This is a genomic window from Paenibacillus endophyticus (genome assembly GCF_014192395.1).
Classification (GTDB): domain Bacteria; phylum Bacillota; class Bacilli; order Paenibacillales; family Paenibacillaceae; genus Pristimantibacillus; species Pristimantibacillus endophyticus.
Genome location: NZ_JACHXW010000006.1, coordinates 1 through 19,476, shown reverse-complemented (window position 1 = coordinate 19,476; position 19,476 = coordinate 1). Strand labels below are relative to the sequence as shown.

Below are 19,476 nucleotides of genomic sequence, written 5' to 3'. Positions count from 1 at the left end.
TCTCCTCGTTAGCGTTCAGCTGTAGATAGACAACTGGGGCTCTTCCTTCGTGAACCGGTACAACTGCGCAGCACGCTGCGAATATTGCTTCGATTGTTTCGGCAATCCGTTCTCGTCCGCCGCTTCCTCGATAATTGTGCTGCGGCTTTTGGTCGAGGTCAGCTTGCGAATGAAGTTCGGCTCCTCGAAATCTTGAACCACCGTCTGTATAACCTGATACAGCTCGCTCAGCGTAAACTCCTCAGGCAGGAACTCCCTCGCGATCGTCGTCGTCAGCATTTTCTTCCGTATGCCCTCCAGAGCGTCGGATAGAATCTGTTTATGGTCAAAAGCAAGATCCATCCGCAGCGCTTCCTCTACGGTAAACAGCCGTACATCCGAAGCATCAACGGCCGCCGCCCTGTGCGCCAGAAGCTTTTCATTGACCAGCGCAAGGAATGCATGCGAGATAATCCAGCCCCGCGGATCGCGGCCAGGCGTGCTGTACACATTGAAATATTCGATGTGCACGTCTTCGATCGATGTTTCTTCCTGAAGCTCGCGCTTCGCGCATTCGTAGACGGTCTCGTTCTCCTGCGTGAATCCGCCTGGCAGCGCCCATTGTCCTTCGAAGGGCCAGATGTTCCGCTGGATCAGCATGACATGCAGCTCGCGGGTTGGCAGTGCTTTCTTAGCCGACTGCTTCTCGGTAGAGACGATCGTAAAGATGACGATATCAGCCGGAGCGCCATCCGGCGTTCTGTAATTAGCGGCTGAATAATTGGATTCATTCTCGACCATGGTTGTCGCTCTCCTGATCAGATGTATTGTTTCGATTTGATATTATCATAATGACATTATTAAAAATCATTGTCAATCCTTTTGCCTAAAATAGGCCATTTGTCATAGGGAATCCGCTGGATAAACAAGACCGATTTGCTTCCGTGCCTCATCCATGATTTCCAGTGTGATCAATGAATTCTCAAACGTATTCACGTCAGATTCCGTACGGCCGGATTGGATGAGCTCGATAAACGCTTTCGCCTCATAGTACATGGATTTGCTATTTGATTCCCGCGAGATGTCCTCGCTCGTTCCGTCCCGGTACTGGATTTGAACATTGCCTGGCTCGCTGATCTTATCAATCACGATGCTTCCGCTCTCTCCTTGGATCTCGGACGGCAAGGATGAATGGGTAATCTTCGAGTACATAATGACCGCATCCATGCTTCCGTATTGCAGCACGATGCTGCCCTCCCCGTCTACGCCGGATTCAAGCATGACCCCAGTCGCTTTGACGACATCGGGTTTCCCGAATAGCGCAACAAGCGGATACAAGCAATAAATCCCCAGATCCATGAGCGCTCCATTCGAGAAAACGGGATTAAACGCATTAAGCACCGTTCCCGATTTGTACGCATCATATCTAGACGAATATTGGCAATAGCTGGCGAAGTAGCGGCGGATCTCACCCAGCTTGCTCACATTTTCTTGAATCGCTTGAAATCCGGGAAGGAAGGTAGACTTAAGCGCCTCCATTAGCAATACTCCGTTTTCCTTAGCTGCGGCAACCATCCGGCGCAGCTCGTGTGCGTTCGAAGCGATCGGCTTCTCGCAGAGCACATGAATACCGTGCTCCATGCAAGTAATTGCGTGAGCCGCATGGAACGAGTTAGGGCTTGCTATGTACACGGCATCAATCAGTCCACTGGTTGCCATTTCAACGATATCCGTGAATTCGGCTGCAATCTGATGCTTCTGCGCGAATGCAGCCGCTGTTTCTGCCGAGCGCGAAAAAACAGCTGTAAGCGAGAAATCCTCTACCTCGCGTGCCGCATTAATAAATGTCTCCGTAATCCAGTTCGTGCCGATTATGCCGAATCTAATCATTCTGTTCTCTCCTTGACGGTTTTATTGGTTATTTCTTTTTTGTGTGGGTTTCGGATCTGGATCCGCTTCTGCCTATTATAGCGATTCGAAGCACCGCCTGTCCAAAGCCCGCCAATCATTTTTGACTAATGGCTTTAATTGTATTAACATTCATAATACAAATAATACTTTGTAGACAGGGGTGATCCGATGATACTGAAGCTCGACTATAACAGCGACATACCGATTTACGTACAGCTCCGCAACCAAATCATCATCGGTATTGGCGTAGGCGGACTTGCATATGGAGAACGCTTGCCATCCGTCAGGCAGCTTGCCGATGATTTGGGAGTCAACGCCATGACGGTGAACAAAGCATACGCCATTCTAAAAAACGAAGGTTACATATCGATTGACCGCCGTCATGGCGCCAAGGTAAGCACCCTCTGGACCAAACAACAGGATTTCAACCGGAAGCTTGAGCGTGAATTGCAGCTCGTCATCTCGGAGGCCAGCTTAAAGGGAGTCGGGCAAGAGGAATTTATGCAGATTTGCTCGACCATTTTCACGGCAGCAGCCAGCAAACATCATCCCCTGCTAGAATAGGAGACCAACTATGAGCAATCTTTTTCTCATTATCCCAGTTGTTATCGTTTATATCAGCATCATTGTCATGTATCTGAAGCAAGCCGTGCCTAGCAATCAGCTCCTGTTCGGTGTCACACTTCCCAAGCAGGGACTTAAGGACAACAGTATCAAGCAGCTTCAAGCGGAATACAAAAGAAACTACACACTTTACGCCGTTATTGCACTTCTGACGCTAGCGCCGTTTTTTGTGCTTGGCAGCTATTTCTCGTTGTCGCTTATTTATCTATTTGTTTGGATCGCCGCTTTTCTGTATACATCAAAGCTGCCCTTCAACAGCATTCACCGTAAAGCTAGCCGGATCAAGCGCGAGAATGATTGGTTAGTCGGCGAGAAGCGGACGATCCGCATCGATGCCACAATTACGCAGCTCAAGAAATCGAAGCTCGTCTCTCCTTATTGGTTCATCATTCCAGCTCTTCTTTCCTTCATGCCTATTCTCATTTCCTTGTCCAACCACGACCGTCTCCTCCGAATGACCGGGATTGCCTCGCTCGCTATGAGTGTCGTTCTGTATGTCATTTTTACAGCCTTTGGCCAAATGAAAACGAAGGTTTACAGCGAAAATCACGATATTAATGCTGCTATCAACCGTGCGGCGCGGCGCTACTGGTCCATGCTTTGGCCCCTGCTGGCTGTATTTGAGAGCATTAATGCCTTTGTCGCTTATATGATACTCTCTAGTGGAAGCTCCCTTACCTTCACCCAGTGGATGATTGGCATCGTCATGGTTTCCTTGATTCCGCTGGGCAGCATCTTTTTCGTGCACAACAAAGTGCGCGCATTAGAGGAAAACCTAGCGGATACGGACGGTGAGTCGATTCTGACCGATGATGACGGCTACTGGATAAACGGCTCGACGTACTATAATCCAGAAGACCCATCCGTGATGGTTCCAAAACGCATGGGCATGGGCACGACCGTCAACATGGCTACGCGGGGCGGCAAATGGATCCAGTACGGGAGTATCCTATTCGCACTAGTGATTATCATTCCGCTCGCTGCATTTGCCGTACATTCTGATCAGACCTCGCCTGCCATAGCGGTATCAGATACCGGAGTCGTAGCCATTGACTACCCGCTTTACGATTACAGCTTCAATTTAAGCGACGTCAAAAGCATCACGCTTGAGCAGGAGCTTCCGAGCGGCTTCCGAACCAATGGTACGGCGACAGCCGAATATGCGCGCGGAAATTTCTCCTTGGAGAAGCTTGGCGCAGCCAAGCTTTATGTATTCAAAAATACGCCGCCGTACATTCACATCGAGCTGGATGGACTTGCCGTTATATTCAACGACAAGGAAGCTGCCAAGACAGAAGCATTGTTCCGCATGCTGCAGGCGCGATTGCCGCAATAGTCTACGCTTAAGAAGCGCCTTCGCCGAATACAAACTGCTCCAGCGCCGTTAGCTTCTCCGCGGTCAGGGTCTCGGAATTGTCGAAATACAGCACGGAAGACGACGCAATCGGCCATTTCAATTCCCGCTTGACCAGTGCGCGGCTGAATGCCGTCCAGTTGTCCAGCTTGTATTGATCCAGCTCCAAACCCCTTTGCTTAATTCGTTCATGGTGAAGCCGGTCATCGCGCAGCTGCACGAACACGACCCGCACGTCCACATCCGACACGGAGGCCCCGATTGCCGAGAGCTCTTGCTCGATCCAATCCGAGGCCTCCGTTTCTTTCGTGAACGGACCGACGACGAACATATCTACTTCATTCGCGATGTTCTCAAGCGCCGCATCCATCGTCAGGCGATACCCGAGATCTCGGCATAACGCTTTGTAGCTGTCGGAATCCCGGTCGCTTGGATCAAGACCGGCTTGGGTCATAAGGGCAACCGCAGCAGGGCGCAGCACCGTATCCATGTCAATCACGGCAACCTCTCGCTTCCTTGCCAATGTTTTCGCCAAAGTCGTCTTGCCCGCACCAGCTCCGCCAACAAAAAATACAAGTTTACGCATCATCCTGCCTCCTGTCTCTTTATACATAACAAAAAAACACCTTGCAGCGCAAGGTGTTTCGGATGTTTTCGTATGGAGCGGAAGACGGGAATCGAACCCGCGACCCTCGCCTTGGCAAGGCGATGCTCTACCGCTGAGCCACTTCCGCATGTTATTTTATGTACGTCAATCTGCGTTTAGCATTTCGGCGACAAGAAATAAAATAACATTTCATAGTGAAAAAAGCAAGTTTTTTTTCTAATATAGATTATTTTTAGTCGTATGCCTATCCTTGAGCCCTATGCATTCCGCCCCTAACGTCCGCTCTTCCCCCGATACTCGCCCGCACTAATGCCCACATAGGCTTTGAAGCGCTTATAAAACCAATCCAGCTCGCCATAGCCGATCTCTTGCGCAATCTCATATACCTTCTTGTTCGAGCCGAGCAGCAGCTGCTTCGCCTTCTCCATGCGCACATGAAGCAAATAATCATTGAAAGACTGGTCCATGCCCGCTTTGAACACCTTCCCAAGATAATTGGGATTCAAATATACCTTCTGCGCGACGGAGCGCAGGCTAATATTCGTGTGATATTCCTGCTGTACGATTTTCTTAACCTCTGTCACGACATGGTGGGGCTGAAGCTCCTTCATCTGGCGGAGCAGCTCCAGCACGCCTATGCATTTGCTTGCCGTAATTGCATATAGCTCGTCAATCGTTTTGGCCCTCATCACCCGTTCATAATCACCGAGCTCGTAATTAAACAGCGTATCCGAGCTTGCCCCCGATGTCTTCACCACCTGAAGCAGCTGAACGAGCAGCTCCAGCACCGTCATACGCGCATGGTCTCCTGCGCCGGCCGAAGCGCCGCCGCCGGCATTGCTCCCGCCTGCTCGGAAGCTATCCCACAACACCGCAAGCGCATCCATCAACGCCTCTTCGCGGTTGCTTCTCACGGCTTCCAGCAAGTCCTCCCGCAGCTTGCCGGTATCCTGCTGCTTCATGCCATCCCTGTCAGCGCGGCCTGTCAGGATCGTGTCTCCGCCTATGAGAAACTTTCCGTCCAGCGCAGCTTCCGCGCCAGAATAGGAATCCGCCAGCCGGCCCGCAGCTTGGACCCATTCCCCAATCCCAATCGTAACGGTCTCCTTGGCATATTGCTTAGCTGCCGCCGCGAGAGCCTCCGCAAGCTGACGGGCCTTGCCGCTCTCCACGTTGCCGCCGTCCCCCATCAAGAAAATACCGAAGCGCTCCTCTGATTCCTCGAAGAGATAACCGCTCCCCGAGCACAGCTCCTCTGCAATATTCCGGATCGCGTAGCGCTTCAGCTCCATATCTTGCTCGGAAATCTCTTTTCCTTCCCCTGATAAAAAGTCGAGCTCCAGCAGCAGGCAGCAGCAGGAGCCTCCCAGCTCCAAGCCCAGCAGCTCCGACTGCTCGCCAAGCTCTTGTCCGCCTGCTTGCCCATGCGCCAACTTGCGCAGGAATTGATCCCTAAGCACGGTAAGTCCGAGCTGCTCGCGCCGCTTCATGCGCTCACGCTCCTTAATGACGCCGACAACGCGCTGCAGCACATGAATCAGCTCCACCTCATCCACCGGCTTCAGCAAATAATCGGTCACGCCGAGCTTCAGCCCCTGCCTTACGAAATCAAAGTCCTCGTAGCCGCTCAGAATAATGACCTTCGCTTCGGAGCACTCCTGCAACTGTTCGATGAACTGCAGCCCGCTCATTCTCGGCATTCGAATATCCGTCAGCACAAGCGAGAAATGCCGTTCCCGAATCAGCTCCAGAGCGCGCACACCGTCCTCCGCCTCTGCCGTAATGGCGAAGCCATGCTCCTCCCAATCGATTAAATACTTCAAGGATTCGCGTGCAAGCGGCTCATCATCCACAATCAATACCTCAAGCATGCCTCTCGCCTCCGTTGTCTTGGCCTAGTGGAATAAGAATAGTTACCGTGGTACCTGACCCCGCCTGGCTGGCTATCTTCAAGCCATACTCGTCGCCGTACAAATATTTCAGCCGGGCATGCACATTTCGAATGCCGATGTTCCGATCTGTTGCCAATGAATCCTCATCCAGCCAGTTCATGATTTCGGCAAGCCGATCTTCGGACATGCCCAGTCCGTCGTCGCCGATCGCAAGCTGCAAGCACTCACCTGACTTCTCGCCTGTAATCCAAATGCGCGATTGCTCCGGATTCAGCTCAACGCCATGCGAGATCGCATTTTCTACCAGCGGCTGAATAATGAGCTTCGGAATAAGGAGCGCATGATATTCGGGCGGAATATCGATCGTATACGTGAACTTATGGCCGAACCGGTATTGCTGTATTTGCAAATAGTTATCGACGAATTCCGTTTCATCCGCAAGCTTAATCATCTGACCGCCGTTTTTGAGCATCATGCGGAACGATTTCGCCAAGAGCCCGACGACCTTGGCCGTGTCTCGCTCGCCGATAATCAATAATTTCCCCCGTATCATGTTCAGCACATTAAACAAGAAGTGAGGGTTGATCTGAGTTTGCAGCGCGTACAGCTCTACCTCCTTCGTCCGGTAAGCCTGCTCCTTCCGGTCGATCTCCGATTGATAAACCTCGCTGATCAGCTGGCCAAGCCTGCGCACCATCATATTGAACATTTCGCCAAGCTGCGCGACCTCATCCTTGCCTTTCACGACGACGAAGGACTCGAAGTTATCCTTATGAACCCGCTTCATCTTCATCGACAGCTCCGTTAGGCGCCTAGTCATACCAACTGATATCGCCGATATAAACAATGCCGTTAAACCGAAGGCAATCAAATAAAGCGCGACTGCCATCGACCGCAGCTGCTCAACCTTAGGCATCACATCGTTGATGGGGATATAGGAAATAACCTTCATACCGCGAACCGAATTATGCGAATCCAGCGTCTTGAACAAAATCTGGTACGTGTTTCCGGTGGCCTTTTCTTTATAGATAAAGCTCCCGCTATCGCTCGCCATGAAACGGTCCGCATAAGCAAGCGATTGAATATGGCTCAGCGAGCCGTCTCTTACCGTATCCATTAATACGCTGCCGTCAGCCAGTGCAAATACATAACGCTTCGTCTTGCTTTCCTCGCTCACCAAATCGTAGAGCACCTTCAGCTTGATTTCGATCGAAACCACCTTAGGCGAGTCCGCTACGAAGTTGTTCAAGCGCTTCTTGTAACTGAATAAGCGAATATTGTCATAAGAGGACAAATACGCACCGGTCCAATAACCACCGATTTGGCTGTTCAGCGCTTCCTTGTACCAGCCTTTTTCTTTGATCGTTTCATCAATTAGAAATACGTTCGAGAAAAGAAACGTAGGATTGTCCGAATACAGATAAAAATGATGAATGTCCTTCGTTGTCTGGACTGCCGATACGAAGGGCTGGTAGTAATCGAAATATTGCTGGTACGCGGTTATATTATCCTCAAATCTCGTTTCCGTTATTTCATCTAGCGCACGGTTCAGAAATAGCGTATTCGTAATTTCTTCATACGAAGTCAGCTTATTGTCAAGGTTGGAGCTGACTTGCGATAAAGAAAGCAGGTTGTTTTCCGTTATCGTCTCGAAGACCAGATCGGTGCTGCGCTTTACAAGCACATAGCCAAGTGATCCGAGCAGAAAAAGCACCACCAACAAATGGGATAAGATTAGCTTCGTTCGGATCTTCATCTCTGTATCGACCCCGCATCTGCATAATGGCAACACGTATAACTGACAGATTCGCCGTAGACGCCAATACTCCTTGTCGAAGTGAGTCGACAAGGAGTACGGCTTCGCGCCGTTAGCCGGCTATATTTTGATTATACTTTTCGATAAATTCCTTCCAAAGCTTCGTATACGCCTCATTTACCTTTTTGACGCCGGCCTTGTCGATCTCGGTAACCATTTGGCTCCACGACTTCTCAAATGCTGCCGCATCCTTGGATAAGATGATTTTCGGGATGTTTTTCCGCCAAGTGTCGTCCATCTTCTGTTCTTCTACTTTCGTAGCCTCTGGAGGAGTAAGCTGCCATAAGAAGCCCGGCACATACTCGACTGGTGCCAAGAAGTCAGCCCATACCTGCTTCCCGTATTTCGCAAGCACTTCCTTCGTCATGTCATCATAGCCAAGCTCCACGACATCCTTGGTAAGCGGTGTCGAATAGTCGCCATCAGCCAGTTTAGCGCCATGTCCGACGCCGAACCAGAAGGTGTTGCCCGTACCTACGCTTTTGAACCCTCTGTCGTAGTCGATGTTGGCATCCGTTTGGCGCTTTGTTACAAGCTCAGGATTCACTGTTCTTTTGCCGTCAACAACCGAGTAATCTTCACCCTCGATTCCCCATTGCGTCAGAACCTGTGCCTCGTCCGAGAACAAGTAATCGATCATTTGAATGATGCGCTCTGGATTTTTTGTCTTGCTGGAAATCGTCCACTGATAATTGCCCGCGCTCGTTGGCGTGCTGGAGTTCGAGTGATCAACGACGTTTTCGTTGAAGTAGATTGGAATATGCGCATAGGCTCTCTCCGGTTGCCCCGCTGCGCGCAGCGACTTCTCTGCATCGCCAAGCAGCCAGTTTGGCGAATATGCTGCAAGGATTCTGCCCTGCGCAGCCTTCGCCTGGAACGCCTTTTCATCCATCGAGAACGATTCTTTATCCAGCATTCCCTCGTTGTTCAGCTTATTAAGGAACTGATAATACGTTTTCGTTGCCTCGGAGACTGGGTTGTAATCGACTTCGCCGCTGTCCGAAATGGTGTAGTTCCCGTGATCGGCAAGGCCGCTGCCCCAGATGATCGGGTTGTTGAACGCATGCTTCATAACCCAGCCGTTCATGTAAGCGCCAAAGCCGATTGTATCTTTGCCGTCCACCTGCGGATGCTTCGTTTTGTATGCCTTAATTACCTCATAGAGCTGGTCGAAGGTTTTGATCTCCGGATAACCGGCTTCCTTCAGCACATCGTATTGCACGATGAAGTTCCCCGTTGCATCCGCTGGCGCTTCCTTGGCAAGAAGCACGGAATATAGGGAATAAATGTCGCCATTCTCGTCCTTCAGCAAATTGAATTTATCGCCAAACTTCTCTTTAATATTCGGGCCGTATTTCTCTATTAAGTCATTTAGAGGAATAATGGCGCCGGCTTCCTTATAGCGAAGCGTATATTTGGGATCAAGCACGATAATGTCCGGATAATCCTTGCTTGCAAGCCATAGATCCCATCGCTGGAATTGATCGCCGACCGTTAGATCGTACTTGAAGGTTACGCCTGTCTTTTCCGTAATTTTTTTATTGATTGGCGTATCCCATTTCAATTGGTCATCCGATGTGTTAATCGTGAATTCTACCGGCGTCAAATCCGGAGCGGCCGGCGTTTCTTCCGCTGCTGCCTCACCGTTCGTTGCAGCCGGTGAAGCCGCTGAGTTGGTTGGAGCGTTGTTATTGCCGTTGTTGCCGCTGCAGCCTGCAAAAATGACAGCGATTAGAATCATGACCATGCTTACGGTAAGCGTTTTCTTTGTCCCGCGTTTTGTCATTGTAGACTCCCTCTCATTCTAATGATTGTAATTATATCATCGAAGCTTTCGCTCCGTTAGATATCCTGGCTACTCTTTCATCGAAGCTACCATGATCCCTTTTACGAAATAACGCTGCAGGAACGGATAGACGAATAAAATCGGCATCGTTACAATAATCGTCATGGCCGCCCGAATCGCATCCGGATTCGTTTTGAGCGCATCGCTGTTCGTCGGATTTGAGGAGTTGGCAACCTCGTTAACCGAAGTCAGCAATATTTTCATCAGCTCCAGCTGAAGCAAATTAAGCTCCTTATTGCCGCTTGTGTATAAGTAGTTGTCGAACCAGGAGTTCCAATGCATGACGGCGATGAAAAGCGTAATCGTCGCAATGACCGGCATGCTGACCGGGATAATGACCCGGAATAAGATTTGATAATCGCTGGCTCCGTCTATTTTGGCCGATTCCACCATGCCGTCCGGTATTTGCTCGAAATAGCTTCGCACGATAATAATGTTGTAAGCGCTGATCAGCAATGGCAAAATATAAACCGCGAAATTGTTCATCAGATTCAAATTGACAATTAACATGTAGCTCGGCAGCAGCCCCGCGTTGATAAACAGGGTGAATACCAAAATCAGGTTGAGCGGCTTGCGCAGAACAAATTCCTTGCGGCTAAGCGTGTAGGATACCATAACGGTGGCAAGCACCCCGCAAACCGTACCAACTACGGTCCTCGTAACCGACATAATCGTCGCCCTCAGCAAATCTCCCTGCTCAAAAATAATCTGGTAGTTCAGCAGCGAAAACTTGCGGGGCAGGAAGTAAATGCCTCCCCTTAGCGAATCAAGCGCGTCATTGAGCGAGATCGCAAATAGGTTGATGAACGGGTAAATCGTTATAAAGCCGAGTATGGCAAGCAGCGTGTAGTTAAAGCCGTCAAACAGACGGTCACCCCATGTTGTTCCTTTCATCCTTCTCCGTCCTTTCCCTTCTGCCGTCCATGCTTCCGATTAGAACAATCGGCTCTGCTGCGTCTTCTTCGCCAGATAGGTAACCGACAGAACCATCAGGACGCTAATGACGGACTTGAACATATTAATGGCCATGCCGTACGAATAGTCGCTTAGCTGGGTGGAATACCGCAGCGCGTAAAGATCGATGACATCCGAATATTCTATGACTGCCGGATTGCCAAGCACGAACTGGGATTCGAATCCGCTGTTAATCGCCCAGCCTATAGACATCGTCAGCAGCAGGATCGCCGTGGGCATCAGCCCTGGAATCGAGATATGCCACATTTTGCGGAACCGGCTGGCGCCATCCATCTCGGCTGCCTCGTAATGCTCCGGATTAAGTCCCATAAGCACCGCCAGGTAGATAATGGTGCTCCACCCCAGCTCCTTCCACAAACTCGCCAGCGTATGGATAATCCAGAACCACTCCCCCTTGATCATGAAGTAGATCGGCTCGTTAATCAGCTTAAGCTTCATCATGATCACGTTAAGCAAGCCGCCATCCGGCGAAAGAAAAAACGTCACGACGTTTGCGATAACGACCCAGGATACGAAATGGGGAATATACGTAATCGTTTGGATCGCTCTTTTGAAAAATGTTTTCCTTACCTCATTCAGGAGCAGCGCCAGCACAATGGAACCGACAAAGCTTGCGATCAATCCCATAAAGCTCATCGCCAGCGTGTTTCGCATCACGAAATAAAATTGCTCATCTTGAAAAATTTTGACGAAATTGTCGAAGCCTACGAAAGAGCTGCCTAACACCCCTTTGCCAATCTTGTAATCCTGGAATGCCATAATCCATCCCCACAGCGGACCGTAGGAAAATACGAGCGCGATCAGCACAAAGGGCACTGACATGATGAGCAGCTGCTGTTGTTTGATTAGCTTTCCGAAGAAGCCGCGCCGCTTTGCTTGAGGTAAATAAGAGGCGAGCTTAATCTGCTCGGTTGCTTTGGACATCTTTTTTTGCACCTTCCTTGTAACCGTTTTCGAAGTGAATCTATCTTTATTATGCAAGCAGAGCCTCCACCCAACAACCTTAGAAACACGTTCTCCTCACCCTACAAAAAAGAGCAGCCGCACGGTTAACCAACCAAGCGTCTGCCCTTTTCAAGCCCATTAACCGGTAGAACACAGCACGAGCACGCCATTCGGCTCCAGTACTACCACGCCTGAGATTTCCGTACCCGTCATTGCGTCTGCATAGCTACGGTCAAGCGTAAAAGCAGCGTCAACGCGGCTATGGTTGATCACGAAAATGACTTCCGACCTCTGCTCGCCCTCTTCCCGCATACGGCAAATCGCTTCTACGCCGCTCGGCAATCCTGGCAGCACTGGTTCGAGGTTAAGGTCTGCGCATATCGATTGAAACAAGCCATGCAAGGAAGCAGGATCAAGCTCCGTTGCTAGATAATAGGCCGTCCCTTGCCCGTAACGATTGCGAGTTACCGCTGGCTGACCGGCAAAATAATCATTGGCAAACAGCAGCAGCGGCTCAGCGCCCTTAAGCTCGATAACGTCGTACCAAGTCGCCGCTTCGCCCGGATAGGCTGCCGAATCGCTTGCTGCAGCCGCTTCCGCTTCCGATTCAAGCAGGCCAATGGATAGGTCCTCCTCGATAATGCCATAATCGTCAATGGATATGCCTAGCAAATCAGCATATAACCCCGGCAGCCTTTGAGGCAGCATCCGGTTGTTCCATTCCTTGGCACCTGCCCGGAAGTCCATGACAATCGTCCCGCCGCGCTCGGTGAACGCATGGATTCGCTTCGTCGCCTCCTCCCGTGCCATCATGAGATTCGGTATAATGAGCAGCTCATACCCGTCAAAGCTTGCGTCTGGCGAAATAATATCCACCTGTATGTTCCGCTCATGAAAATAACGGTAATATTGTGCCTGATGCTCCTTGTATTCATAGCCGCTCGCATGAGGCTGCAGCTCGAATGCCCATTCGTTGTGGAAGCATTTGAGCATGGCAACCTTTGCTTTCACGGTCGTTCCCGCTAGCAGCGGCGAGATAGCACGAAGCTCCTGCCCAACTTGCTTAACCTCCTCGAACCGTCTGCCGGGCTCTCCGTGATGCTGCAGAATGCCATGCCAGAATTCCTCCAAGGCATACGTCAGCGTACGCCAGCGGAAATAAACGATAGCATCCGCACCGCGGGCAATGGACTGGTAGGTCCATCTTCTAAGCTCGCCCGGCCTTGGCGTGGAGGACATCGCATAGGTGCAGGGTGCGCCGCTCTGATGCTCCAGCACCCAAAAGTTTTGACCCTTCAGCCCGCGCATCGTGTCATGATTAAGCCCCGTCCGGAAAGCTCTTTCTTCCGGCACTCGCTTCATAATCGGATAAATATCCAGCGATACGATATCCAGCGGAGCGGCGAGATCATAATAATCCAAATCGTTGAAGCTGCCCATCATATTCGTCGTAATCGGCTGCGTGGACGGGCACAGGCTGCGCAAAATATCCAACTGCAGCTGCTGATACTTCACGACGGAATCGGAGCTGAAGCGCCTGAAATCAAGCGCCAGGCCCGGATTATGCCCTTGATGCACCGAATAAGCGGGCAGATGCAGCTGCTCCCAGCTCGTATAGGATTGACTGGAGAAGATCGTTCCCCACTCTTCATTTAACTGCTCTAATGACCCATACCTTTGCTGCAGCCAAGCGATGAAAGCCAACCTGCAATTGCCGCAGTAACAGCGGGCCGTGTCAATCGCTCCCAGCTCGTTGTCGATTTGCCAGCCGATTACGTTTGGATGCTCCCGGTATTGCTCTGCCATTCGCGTTACGATCTTGTTCGTATATCCTTGGTAATTCAGATTGTTGGCGCAGTAATGACGTCTTGTTCCGAACCCGCGGACATGGCCTTGGTAGTCCTGCTGATACATATCGGGATGCTTATCCATCAGCCATTTAGGCGGGCCTGCCGTCGGCGTTCCGAGGATGACCTGAATATCATAATGACCGAATAGCGCGATTGCCTGGTCCAGCCATTCGAATTCATACCTGCCCTCTTCGGGCTCCATGCGAATCCAGGCAAACTCCGCCAATCGGACAACGTTAAAGCCTGCCTCCTTCATAAGCCTGGCGTCGGTCTCCCAACGCTCCTGCTCCCAATGCTCGGGGTAATAACATGCGCCGAATAACATGCCTGCATCCTCCTTAAAGTCCTTGCTCTTATCGCTCGCACCGACCAGTATATCGGATGATCTTGACCGTTGTAAGCGTCGAAAACGCTAATATGACCCGTCAAACTAGACATCCTTTTGTACCAAAGCATGCAACCTAAAAAGCGCCCAGCGAGACAGGCTCGCCGGGCGCTTCTTTCCTATGAGCTTGTTAAGGAATAGTTATCAAAATAGAACGTTCCTCTCATGTCCGTGAAATACGTATATACTCTAACCTTAGCTGTGCTCGCTGGAGCCGTTGCCGTACCGCTCACATTCTCGAAGCCGCTGGTTGTCGTACCCGAGTATGTTGCTAACGTGCTCTCGCTGAGGACTGAGCCAGCCGAATTCAGGAATTGCAGCTTGAAATAAAGCGATGATCCGTTATTAGCCGCAATATTGACCGATCCGCTAAAAGCATACGTGCTGCCCGCGGATGCATTTACATCCTGGTACCAAGCATGCCATGGACCCGTTGATCCGTCTAAGCGCAATGATGCCGCTCCTGATTGTTTAACGCTCGTGTCACGGGACACATAATAAGGCTGCTCATAAACCCATGTCGCAGGCTTCCCTGAGCCGTCATCTGTCTCAAAGCCTGGATTTATGAGCAGATTGCCCGCTGTCGCAGCGTTTGTCGTGATGCTCAGCGCACTGCTTGCCGCAGACAGGTTGCCTGCCGCATCTTTCGCTTTCACCGTGAAGCTATAAGCGGTATTTGCCGTTAGGCCGGTTACTTGCAGCGTCGTGGCACCTGTTGTTGTACCGGCGAGCGTCGCTCCGCGATAGACTTCATAGCCCGTAACGCCTACGTTGTCCGTTGATGCCGTCCAGCTTAAATTGACGGTCGTGTCAGTCTTCGAAGGCGCCGTCAGTCCAGTTGGCGCGCTTGGCGCTTGCGTATCCGCAGCCGCATTCGTTGTCACGCTGAGCGTATTGCTTGCCGCAGACAGGTTGCCTGCCGCATCATTCGCTTTCACCGTAAAGCTATAAGCGGTATTTGCCGTCAATCCCGTCACCTGCAGCGTTGTGGCGCCCGTTGTCGTGCCGGTAAGCGTTGAACCGCGATACACCTCATAACCCGTAACGGCTACATTGTCCGTCGATGCGGTCCAGCTTAAGTTTACGGAAGTTGCCGTCTTCGATGGCGACGTTAACCCTGTTGGTGCGGTTGGTGCCTGCGTATCCGCGGCCGCATTCGTTGTCACGCTAAGCGTATTGCTTGCCGCAGACAGGTTGCCTGCCGCGTCCTTCGCTTTCACCGTGAAGCTATAAGCGGTATTTGCCGTTAAGCCCGTCACCTGCAGCGTCGTAGCGCCCGTTGTCGTGCCGGCAAGCGTTGAACCGCGATACACCTCATAACCCGTTACGCCAACATTGTCTGTCGAAGCCGTCCAGCTTAAATTTACGGAAGTTGCTGTCTTCGAAGGTGAAGTCAACCCTGCCGGTGCGGTAGGCGCAACCGTGTCACCGCCGCCTGAGCCTCCATCTGCACTGCTCGACAAATAAAAGTCATCCAGATAAACCGTTCCGTTTAAGTCGCGCAAATATACGTATACTCTTGCAGTAGCCGTATTCGCCGGTGCCGTGAACGCCCCGCTCATCGGCACGAATCCAGTAGTCGTCGCTGTCCCGTTATAATTGGCAACGGAGTGGCTGGACAATTCCGTACCAGTACTATTCATGAAGCGGATGGTTGCTTCTGCTTTCGTTGCGCTTGCGATATTCAAATAGCCCTCAAAGGTGTAGGTATTGCCCGCGCTCGCAGCAACGTCCTGATAGACACCGAACCATGCGCCTGAATTGCCGCTTAGCTTGAAGGAGCCTGAACCGTTACGTTTAACGGAGGTATCCCGCGTACAGTAAAAGGTTTGCTCGCAAGTCCATTGGTTCGGCCTTCCCCAGCCGTCATCCTGATCAAAACCTGGGTTCTGCAGCAAATTTGGAGCGATAAGCGGAAGCGTCGTAATGGTGAGCGCACTGCTCGCCGCCGAGCTGTTCCCTGCCGCATCCCTTGCTTTAACCGTATATACATAGGAAGTTAATGGCGTTAATCCTGTATCCGTGAAAGCTAGCACCCCTGCGCTTGAGGAGCCAGCGAGTGTTCCTCCCCGGAAAATGTCATAGGCGGTAACGCCTACATTATCGCTTGAAGCACTCCAGGTTAAGCTGACGGTCTTATCCGTCTTTGTTGGGGAAGCTAAGCTCCCTGGAACAGTAGGCGTTTGCGTGTCCGGCGGAGGCGGCGCGTTTGTCGTCACGCTCAGCGCGCTGCTCGCTGCCGATTGATTGCCTGCGAAATCCTTCGCTTTCACCGTGAAGCTATAGGCCGTGCTTGCCGTCAAGCCTGTTACGACGAAGCTCGTTGCGCCTGAAGTAGAGCCTGTCAGTACACCGCCCCTATAAACGTCGTAACCGGTCACGGCTACGTTGTCCGTCGAACCCGTCCACGACAAGCTGACAGTCGTGTCTGTTTTCACCTGTACGGCAAGAGCTGAGGGAGCCGTCGGAGCCTGTGTATCCGGCACCTCGCTGCCTTGGCGGACTGCCTTAACCGCAATGTCGCGGTTAAAGGACGGGATCGCGCTTAAGGCAAGGTTGCCTACTCCGCTCACCACGGTTGCCGTCGTCGTCGAGATAGTGGCACCTGTTACCGTGTTGTAATACAAAATATCGTAAGTACCCGGATTCATAGCCGGTACATTGAACGACATGCCGCTTACCGTTCGCGGACTGCTTACCGTGTGGTTAGCGGTCGAGTCATTTATCCAAAGCAGCGCTCGATCACCATTTTTATATCCACCGACCTTTGTGGAGTTGGACTGCGCGCCGTAATCCACATGCGGCATATTGATCAGATGCTGCTCCTCGGGTTGGATGAAATTTGCCAAAGCCGTATAGATTGTTTTGTAGCTTGCCGGAATATCGAAGCCGTTCTCAAAAATCCACCAAAGGTTGCCCCCTGCGGCTCCGGCTCTGAATATCGGCCCCCATAAGCCGTCATGCATAAAGCGAGGCAAATTCGGGTCCGAGGAATTATCGGAATGCGTACTGCCGTATTCGCCGACAAAGGCTGGTCTTTCGTCAAAATCTTCAATAAAATGCTTCAGCTCCGCCTCCCATTTGTTCAGCGCCGATGAGGAGCCGTCATACATATGAAAGTTTGTCGTATCCAGCGTATTCAAGGTTTCCCAGGTTGGTTGGTTGAACTCCTCATGATCCTTCCATGCAAAGCTCGTTGTTGTCGGACGATTGTAGAAGTCGAGGCTCTTCCAATACGTGTCGACGGAGCTATGCCAGCTGCTGCGGTTCGCGGCGCTCGTATCCACGCGATTGTCCGACTCATTCCAATACTCCATCATGCCGAGGCTTCTGCTGTAGCCCCATCTTGCGAACACATAGCGAAGCAGCTTCTTCTGGTAACTGATTGCCGTAGCGTTCGTCCAAAAGTCCGTATTGTTCTCTGTCCAATACGATGGACCGCCGTTAGCCGTGCTGTAAGCATTCATCGGCCAATCATAGTAGAAATCGCCGAAGCTGTTCAGCGTCAACATGATGTACACGTCATTGTCTGCGGCTTCCTCAATCAATTCGTCCATGCGAGCCTGATTCTCTAGCTGATATTTGCCAATCCCGTCATAGGACATCGTAATCCCGTTTTGTGTTGTCGTGATCGGTCCCCATTCCGGCGCATAGTTGTTCCACCAGCACGTATACCATACACGCATAATGTTCATTTTCGCATCCTTATACCTAGGCAGCTCATCCAGGATCGTATTCGCGTTCCAGGCATAGTTGCTGCCAAGCAGCGTCAACTGCTTGCCATAGCTGTCAACGAAGCGGCTTCCGCTCGTACCCATGAAGCCGCGATTCGTGCCAGCGCTGCCCGCAGTGAACGTAAGAACGCTCGACTGTCCCGTTCCGCTCCCGTCAGTCACTTGAATGACGACGCTGTGCGAGCCCATCTGTCTCGGCGAGTAACGAACCGCCCATTTCGGTGAGGACGCTTTGTTATAAAAGCCTGGCATAACCTCCGTCTGACCGGTAGGCGTCGTAAAATAAGCTTTGACATCCACCTCATCCGGGTTAAAAGGATTGGAATACGTGCTGCTCAAATCAAACTGGATTTCGTACTTTCCATATACGGCAGGCGTAGTCGTATTGACTGAAACATTCGAAAAGGCCGTTGCAGCGGCAACGGTCGTCGCATTCAATCCTAATCCTGCTGGCAGAATGGTTACGAATAGCATTAATGACATAAAACATAAGAGCAAATACCGCTTGCTTGTAAAGTTCGTTTTCATGATATCCTCCCATAGCTATAGTGGTTGTAAACGATTGCTGCAATGTATGCGCTGTCATTTCGAGACTACCGAATAACCGTTTAGGTTCCCGTCATTAATTCACCTCTATTCTTTTCCGTTTAAGCGCAGCTTGCCTTGCCAATATTCCGTCTGTAAGTCTAAGCTGATGCTTTCATAATCACGTAAATGAGAGGGCAAAACAACCTGACTAACCTCATTTTTCAGCCCTACTAATCGAAGATAGCTCCGTATAACGCAAAAAAACGCTAAAGAACCATCCCGAGCGCATTCAATGTGTATGGTTAAAAGCAAAAAAAAAGCCCTTGCTCAGCAAGGACTTTTCCATCGTATGATGCGCGTAGAGGGACTTGAACCCCCACGGTCGCCCGTTAGATCCTAAGTCTAGTGCGTCTGCCAATTCCGCCATACGCGCGCAATTACAAATACCAGCCGCTTTAAAGAAAGTGGCTGGGGATTCAGGGATCGAACCTGAGAATGACGGAGTCAAAGTCCGTTGCCTTACCGCTTGGCTAATCCCCAACATCTATTTTTCGTTCACTTTTGTTAAAATGGCGGAGCTGACGGGATTCGAACCCGCGGTCTCCTGCGTGACAGGCAGGCATGTTGGGCCACTACACCACAGCTCCATATGTAAGCTCGGATAAAATCCGAAAGTGAAACCAAGGATTGGTTGCGGGGGCAGGATTTGAACCTGCGGCCTTCGGGTTATGAGCCCGACGAGCTACCGGGCTGCTCCACCCCGCGTCAATTGTTGCATATATTTGAATTTACGCTGCATCTAATTCCTGAGTTTCCTCAACATGGATCCAAGTAAATTCCTTCAAGGTGTTTGCGCCCTGAAAACTGGATACGAAAGATAAGGTTGCTGAACCTTTACTGCTGCTGTCTACCGGATGTATGGGCCCGAGTAAACGTGTTTAGGATAAGCCCTCGACCGATTAGTATTCGTCAGCTACACACATTGCTGTGCTTCCACCCCGAACCTATCAACCTCGTCGTCTTCAAGGGG

Annotated in this window: 12 protein-coding genes, 5 tRNA genes and 1 rRNA gene; 2 read left to right on the top strand and 16 right to left on the bottom strand. The window is 51.0% G+C overall.

Annotation, left to right across the window (positions count from 1 at the left end):
- Positions 1–15: 15 nt before the first annotated feature.
- Complete coding sequence (locus FHS16_RS11700; RefSeq protein WP_183562199.1) at positions 16–780, bottom strand: NUDIX hydrolase; 765 nt, start codon at positions 778–780, stop codon at positions 16–18.
- Between the two features lie 102 nt (positions 781–882).
- The gene (locus FHS16_RS11695; RefSeq protein ID WP_183562197.1) at positions 883–1,869 is read right to left on the bottom strand and encodes a Gfo/Idh/MocA family protein; all 987 of its coding nucleotides are present in this window, start codon (positions 1,867–1,869) and stop codon (positions 883–885) included.
- 189 nt (positions 1,870–2,058) lie between these two features.
- Here FHS16_RS11695 and FHS16_RS11690 point away from each other — a divergent pair, with 189 nt between their 5' ends.
- A complete protein-coding gene (locus FHS16_RS11690; protein WP_183562195.1) occupies positions 2,059–2,454 on the top strand; it encodes a GntR family transcriptional regulator in 396 nt (131 codons plus the stop codon).
- Positions 2,455–2,464: 10 nt separating this feature from the next.
- Entirely contained in the window at positions 2,465–3,850 is a 1,386-nt protein-coding gene (locus FHS16_RS11685) for a DUF5808 domain-containing protein (protein WP_183562193.1), read from the top strand.
- Positions 3,851–3,857: 7 nt separating this feature from the next.
- Here the strand turns inward: FHS16_RS11685 and FHS16_RS11680 are convergent, their stop codons facing one another.
- From FHS16_RS11680 to FHS16_RS11615, 14 genes are all read right to left on the bottom strand, one after another.
- The gene (locus tag FHS16_RS11680; RefSeq protein ID WP_183562191.1) at positions 3,858–4,457 is read right to left on the bottom strand and encodes a P-loop nucleotide/nucleoside kinase family protein; all 600 of its coding nucleotides are present in this window, start codon (positions 4,455–4,457) and stop codon (positions 3,858–3,860) included.
- A gap of 70 nt (positions 4,458–4,527) precedes the next feature.
- Positions 4,528–4,602 (bottom strand) — tRNA-Gly (locus tag FHS16_RS11675).
- Positions 4,603–4,747: 145 nt separating this feature from the next.
- Positions 4,748–6,346, bottom strand: a complete 1,599-nt coding sequence (locus tag FHS16_RS11670; protein WP_183562189.1) for a response regulator — start codon at positions 6,344–6,346, stop codon at positions 4,748–4,750.
- Entirely contained in the window at positions 6,339–8,123 is a 1,785-nt protein-coding gene (locus FHS16_RS11665) for a sensor histidine kinase (RefSeq protein ID WP_183562187.1), read from the bottom strand. The genes FHS16_RS11670 and FHS16_RS11665 overlap by 8 nt, the downstream gene beginning before the upstream one ends.
- A 112-nt stretch (positions 8,124–8,235) precedes the next feature.
- Positions 8,236–9,969, bottom strand: a complete 1,734-nt coding sequence (locus tag FHS16_RS11660; protein WP_183562185.1) for an extracellular solute-binding protein — start codon at positions 9,967–9,969, stop codon at positions 8,236–8,238.
- A 69-nt stretch (positions 9,970–10,038) separates the two neighbouring features.
- Positions 10,039–10,923 carry a carbohydrate ABC transporter permease gene (locus FHS16_RS11655; RefSeq protein WP_183562183.1) on the bottom strand — a complete coding sequence of 295 codons (885 nt, stop codon included), beginning with the start codon at positions 10,921–10,923 and terminating at the stop codon, positions 10,039–10,041.
- Positions 10,924–10,962: 39 nt separating this feature from the next.
- Positions 10,963–11,928, bottom strand: coding sequence for an ABC transporter permease (locus FHS16_RS11650; protein WP_183562181.1), 966 nt, complete (start codon positions 11,926–11,928; stop codon positions 10,963–10,965).
- A gap of 159 nt (positions 11,929–12,087) precedes the next feature.
- The gene (locus tag FHS16_RS11645; RefSeq protein ID WP_183562179.1) at positions 12,088–14,124 is read right to left on the bottom strand and encodes a beta-galactosidase; all 2,037 of its coding nucleotides are present in this window, start codon (positions 14,122–14,124) and stop codon (positions 12,088–12,090) included.
- Between the two features lie 179 nt (positions 14,125–14,303).
- The gene (locus FHS16_RS32830; protein ID WP_183562177.1) at positions 14,304–18,446 is read right to left on the bottom strand and encodes a fibronectin type III domain-containing protein; all 4,143 of its coding nucleotides are present in this window, start codon (positions 18,444–18,446) and stop codon (positions 14,304–14,306) included.
- 353 nt (positions 18,447–18,799) lie between these two features.
- Positions 18,800–18,879: transfer RNA gene (locus FHS16_RS11635), tRNA-Leu, on the bottom strand.
- Between the two features lie 32 nt (positions 18,880–18,911).
- Positions 18,912–18,986, bottom strand: a tRNA-Gln gene (locus FHS16_RS11630).
- A 30-nt stretch (positions 18,987–19,016) separates the two neighbouring features.
- Positions 19,017–19,093 (bottom strand) — tRNA-Asp (locus tag FHS16_RS11625).
- A gap of 41 nt (positions 19,094–19,134) precedes the next feature.
- A tRNA-Met gene (locus FHS16_RS11620) sits at positions 19,135–19,211 on the bottom strand.
- Positions 19,212–19,385: 174 nt separating this feature from the next.
- Positions 19,386–19,476 (bottom strand): 23S ribosomal RNA (locus FHS16_RS11615); the annotation flags it as partial.